The organism is Curtobacterium sp. PhB115 (genome assembly GCF_003752025.1).
Lineage (GTDB): Bacteria > Actinomycetota > Actinomycetes > Actinomycetales > Microbacteriaceae > Curtobacterium.
The window spans coordinates 1-1,736 of record NZ_RJKR01000002.1; the positions used below are offsets into that span (position 1 = coordinate 1).

Sequence of the window (1,736 nt, forward strand, 5' to 3'; positions counted from 1 at the left end):
GAGTGCGTCTGGTCCTTGAGAACTCAACAGCGTGCACATTGTCAATGCCAATTTATTGATTGACCTCGTGCCTGGTCGGCTTGCTGACCGGGTCATGAAGCAATTCCTTTTGGATTGAAGATTGTCAGTAGACAGTCAACAGTCAGAATCAACTCGGTCTGACACTTTCGGGTGTTGGGTCTGTATTTTTTTACGGAGAGTTTGATCCTGGCTCAGGACGAACGCTGGCGGCGTGCTTAACACATGCAAGTCGAACGATGATGCCCAGCTTGCTGGGTGGATTAGTGGCGAACGGGTGAGTAACACGTGAGTAACCTGCCCCTGACTCTGGGATAAGCGTTGGAAACGACGTCTAATACTGGATATGATCACTGGCCGCATGGTCTGGTGGTGGAAAGATTTTTTGGTTGGGGATGGACTCGCGGCCTATCAGCTTGTTGGTGAGGTAATGGCTCACCAAGGCGACGACGGGTAGCCGGCCTGAGAGGGTGACCGGCCACACTGGGACTGAGACACGGCCCAGACTCCTACGGGAGGCAGCAGTGGGGAATATTGCACAATGGGCGAAAGCCTGATGCAGCAACGCCGCGTGAGGGATGACGGCCTTCGGGTTGTAAACCTCTTTTAGTAGGGAAGAAGCGAAAGTGACGGTACCTGCAGAAAAAGCACCGGCTAACTACGTGCCAGCAGCCGCGGTAATACGTAGGGTGCAAGCGTTGTCCGGAATTATTGGGCGTAAAGAGCTCGTAGGCGGTTTGTCGCGTCTGCTGTGAAATCCCGAGGCTCAACCTCGGGCTTGCAGTGGGTACGGGCAGACTAGAGTGCGGTAGGGGAGATTGGAATTCCTGGTGTAGCGGTGGAATGCGCAGATATCAGGAGGAACACCGATGGCGAAGGCAGATCTCTGGGCCGTAACTGACGCTGAGGAGCGAAAGCATGGGGAGCGAACAGGATTAGATACCCTGGTAGTCCATGCCGTAAACGTTGGGCGCTAGATGTAGGGACCTTTCCACGGTTTCTGTGTCGTAGCTAACGCATTAAGCGCCCCGCCTGGGGAGTACGGCCGCAAGGCTAAAACTCAAAGGAATTGACGGGGGCCCGCACAAGCGGCGGAGCATGCGGATTAATTCGATGCAACGCGAAGAACCTTACCAAGGCTTGACATACACCGGAAACGGCCAGAGATGGTCGCCCCCTTGTGGTCGGTGTACAGGTGGTGCATGGTTGTCGTCAGCTCGTGTCGTGAGATGTTGGGTTAAGTCCCGCAACGAGCGCAACCCTCGTTCTATGTTGCCAGCGGGTTATGCCGGGGACTCATAGGAGACTGCCGGGGTCAACTCGGAGGAAGGTGGGGATGACGTCAAATCATCATGCCCCTTATGTCTTGGGCTTCACGCATGCTACAATGGCCGGTACAAAGGGCTGCGATACCGTAAGGTGGAGCGAATCCCAAAAAGCCGGTCTCAGTTCGGATTGAGGTCTGCAACTCGACCTCATGAAGTCGGAGTCGCTAGTAATCGCAGATCAGCAACGCTGCGGTGAATACGTTCCCGGGCCTTGTACACACCGCCCGTCAAGTCATGAAAGTCGGTAACACCCGAAGCCGGTGGCCTAACCCTTGTGGAAGGAGCCGTCGAAGGTGGGATCGGTGATTAGGACTAAGTCGTAACAAGGTAGCCGTACCGGAAGGTGCGGCTGGATCACCTCCTTTCTAAGGAGCATCTGGCATCGCTTCA

Annotated in this window: 1 rRNA gene; it reads left to right on the plus strand. The window is 55.2% G+C overall.

What is annotated here, in order from left to right:
* Positions 1–189 precede the first annotated feature (189 nt).
* Positions 190–1,711: ribosomal RNA gene (locus EDF19_RS00230) — 16S ribosomal RNA — on the plus strand.
* The last annotated feature ends 25 nt before the right edge of the window (positions 1,712–1,736 follow it).